General features: G+C 66.7%; 5 protein-coding genes. 3 read left to right on the forward strand and 2 right to left on the reverse strand.

Annotation, left to right across the window (positions count from 1 at the left end; all coding sequences use genetic code 11):
- Positions 1 to 5: 5 nt before the first annotated feature.
- The 3 genes from VN856_RS11985 to VN856_RS11995 are packed head-to-tail and all read left to right on the forward strand — an operon-like array spanning position 6 to position 1,128.
- Positions 6 to 170, forward strand: a complete 165-nt coding sequence (locus VN856_RS11985) for a response regulator transcription factor (protein WP_414686937.1) — start codon at positions 6 to 8, stop codon at positions 168 to 170.
- 35 nt (positions 171 to 205) lie between these two features.
- A complete protein-coding gene (locus VN856_RS11990; RefSeq protein WP_325689238.1) occupies positions 206 to 697 on the forward strand; it encodes a DNA polymerase ligase N-terminal domain-containing protein in 492 nt (163 codons plus the stop codon).
- A gap of 17 nt (positions 698 to 714) precedes the next feature.
- Positions 715 to 1,128, forward strand: coding sequence for a hypothetical protein (locus VN856_RS11995; protein ID WP_325689240.1), 414 nt, complete (start codon positions 715 to 717; stop codon positions 1,126 to 1,128).
- Here VN856_RS11995 and coaE read toward each other — a convergent pair.
- Both coaE and VN856_RS12005 read right to left on the reverse strand, forming a co-directional pair.
- Positions 1,112 to 2,329, reverse strand: coding sequence for a dephospho-CoA kinase (gene coaE / locus VN856_RS12000; protein WP_325689242.1), 1,218 nt, complete (start codon positions 2,327 to 2,329; stop codon positions 1,112 to 1,114). The genes VN856_RS11995 and coaE overlap by 17 nt on opposite strands.
- Positions 2,330 to 2,435: 106 nt before the next feature.
- On the reverse strand, positions 2,436 to 3,076 hold a 641-nt coding region (locus VN856_RS12005; protein WP_325689244.1), incomplete at its 5' end, for a S1 RNA-binding domain-containing protein.

Consider the following 3,076-nt stretch of genomic DNA (forward strand, 5'->3'; position numbering starts at 1 on the left):
CCGACGTGGCCCGCCTGACCTATCTCAGCCCCAACACCGTCAAGTCCTATATCCGCACGATTTACCGCAAGCTGGGGGTGGACAGCCGCACCCAGGCAGTGTTGTGGGGTGTCGGCCACGGATTTACCCCCGATCATCACCGCATCGAGCACTGGCGGGGCGGTCCCTAGAGTTTTCTCGGCTGTAAGCGGGTAGCCCGAACGTCATGGCTTTGAGTAATCGGCGGAGCCCCGAGCCACGGCGACGTCAGGCGCGCCGCAGGCGATCGGGCACGACAGGACCACGTTTCGTCATCCAGCACCACGAGGACCGCGACAACTACTACGACTTCCGTCTCGAGATCGACGGGACTCTGGTGACCTGGGCGATCCCGCGTGGACCGGAGGTCAGCCCGCAGGACCGCAGGATGGCGCGCCGCACCGAGGATCAGCCGTTGGACGAAACCGACATCCATGCGGCGATCGGCGACGACGCCGATGACGACGTGTACGTCTGGGACTGCGGCACGTACGCCAACAACACCGGCCACGAGATGACGACCTGCCTGTGCCGCGGGCACCTGTCCGTCTTGTTGAACGGCGAGAAATTGCACGGCGGGTACGCGCTGACCCGCGTCCGTGAGGGCGAAGAGGAGACGTGGCTGCTGGTCAAGCGCCGCGATGACGTTGCCGACGCGGTGAGTCGCCTCAACCGGTAACGGTAATCTGTGCGGTCATGGGCATGAAGCACAGCTGCATGGTGGTCGCCGCGGCGGTTGCCGGTGCGCAGCTGATTCCCGCGACCGCGCGGGCCGACCTGCACAACATCGTCTACATCGCGCGGATAGATGGCGTGGCCCCCGGCAGTGTGGCCACCTTCATCACTGCCGACAACCAGACGAACATGGCCCAGTTGGGGACGTTGCCGGGCAACTCGTTTCAGGCCGACGCGGTGCTGCCGGACCCTCATCACGCCGGTATGCAGGTCGCGGTGAAGTGGCCGTACTCGGCGAACGTGCACTGCGAGATCGACGTCGACGACAAGGTCTTCGTCCAGGTCGACCAGGTTGTCCACCCGGCTCCCGGCAGCACCGATCCGATGAACGGCGTGCTGCCCTGCGGCGCACCGCTGCCTAACCCGACTCCCTAGGACGCCAGCCCGTCGCGTCCGCCCACGCCCAAGCCTCGCGGTACGCGTGGTCGAACCATGGCTCCTTGGCGGCTACGTAGCCCGCGATATCGCCGGCCTGCTCGGCGCCGTGCTTGGCGGCCGAATACCGCTCTTGGGCTTCGGGACTGGCCGCCAGCCAGTCGACGAACAGCAGCGCGAACTGCTGGTTGGGCCAGCCGTTGACGCGCACATGGACGTTGGTCGGCCGCCCGGGATCGGCCGAACAGTGAATCCGCTTCTGCCACAACGATTCGTCGTCGGTGCGGTCGAACTCCGCGACGGTGCTGCGAGCATCCGACTTGGACTCGTCAGCGGCGATCGGTCGGTGGACGTAGCCCGCGCCAGTCAGCGCCTCGGCCAACTCGTCCGCGTCGTCAAGCGAGGCGACCGTCACCTGCATGTCGATGACGTCCTTGGCGTGGAGGTCGGCCACCGCCGTCGACCCGATGTGGTCGATGCGAATGGCCCGGTGGCCGCAGGCGGTGTTCAGCCGTGCCGCGATCCGGCGGGCCTGATCGGGCCAGGACGGGTCGTAGGGCACCAGCACCGGTCGTGAGCGGGCCGGCTCACCGGCGTCGAGATTGTGCTCGAACGGGACGATCCGCCGGTGCCACAGTTCGCGGGCCCTAGCGACCAATTCGTCTGCGCTGCCAGAGTTGTCGAGCCACACGTCGGCAACCGCGCGACGCTGCTCCTCGGTGGCCTGCGCCGCGATCCTGGCGCGGGCGTCCTGCTCAGAGAAGCCCCGGTGTTCGATCAACCGTTTCACCCGAAGGTCTTCATCGGCGTTGACGATCACCACCAACGGGAACATCGGCGCCATCCCGGATTCCACCAGAAGGGGGATGTCCTCCACGATCACGGCGTCGTGCGCCGCCGCGGCGATCAATGCCGACCGGCGTTCGGCCACCAGCGGATGCACGATGCCATTCAGCGTCTGGCGCTTCTCGTCGTCGCTGAATGCGATCGCGGCCAACGCCGGCCGGTTGAGCGAGCCGTCGTCGGACAGGATCTGCTTGCCGAAGGCATCTACCAACTTGGCCAGCCCCTCGGTGCCCGGCTCGACGACTTCACGGGAAATCACGTCGCCGTCGACGACGATTCCGCCGAGTTCGCTGAATGTTGAGGAAACCGTCGACTTTCCGGCGCCGATACCGCCGGACAGGCCAATGCGCAACACCGCACCAGTGTGTCAGGACGCCGCGGGGCCGAATCCTCGGGCTCGCGCCGGAAAGACGAACGCCCCGACTCATCTGAGCCGGGGGCGTTCGTTCGGGGTCTAACCGTTAGGCGCTGCCTGCGAGCTTCTCGCGCAGAGCGGCGAGTTGCGCGTCGCTGGCCAGTGATCCACCACTCGGCTGGTCGTCGCCGGACGAGCCGTTGGCCTGCGGGCGCGCGGCCTCTTCGGCCTCGGCAGCGGCGAACTTCTCCATCTGTGTGGTGTGCATCTTGTGCCGCCGCTCGGCCTCGGCGTAGCGGGCCTCCCACTCGGTGCGCTGGGTGTCGAAACCTTCGAGCCATTCGTTGGTCTCGGCGTCGAAGCCCTCGGGGAAGATGTAGTTGCCCTGCTCGTCGTAGCTGTCGGCCATGCCGTACTTGGCCGGGTCGAACTCCTCGGTGTAGTCCTCGTTGGCCTGCTTGAGGCTGAGCGAGATGCGGCGACGCTCCAGGTCGATGTCGATGACCTTGACCATTGCGTCGTCACCGACGGCGACCACCTGGTCGGGCACCTCGACGTGGCGCTCAGCCAGCTCGGAGATGTGCACCAGGCCCTCGATGCCCTCCTCGACGCGCACGAACGCGCCGAAGGGAACCAGCTTGGTGACCTTGCCGGGAACGATCTGGCCGATCGCATGCGTGCGGGCGAAGTGGCGCCACGGATCTTCCTGAGTCGCCTTGAGCGACAGCGAAACCCGCTCGCGGTCCA

It is taken from the genome of Mycobacterium sp., from assembly GCF_035603715.1.
In the GTDB taxonomy this organism is placed as follows: Bacteria; Actinomycetota; Actinomycetes; order Mycobacteriales; family Mycobacteriaceae; genus Mycobacterium.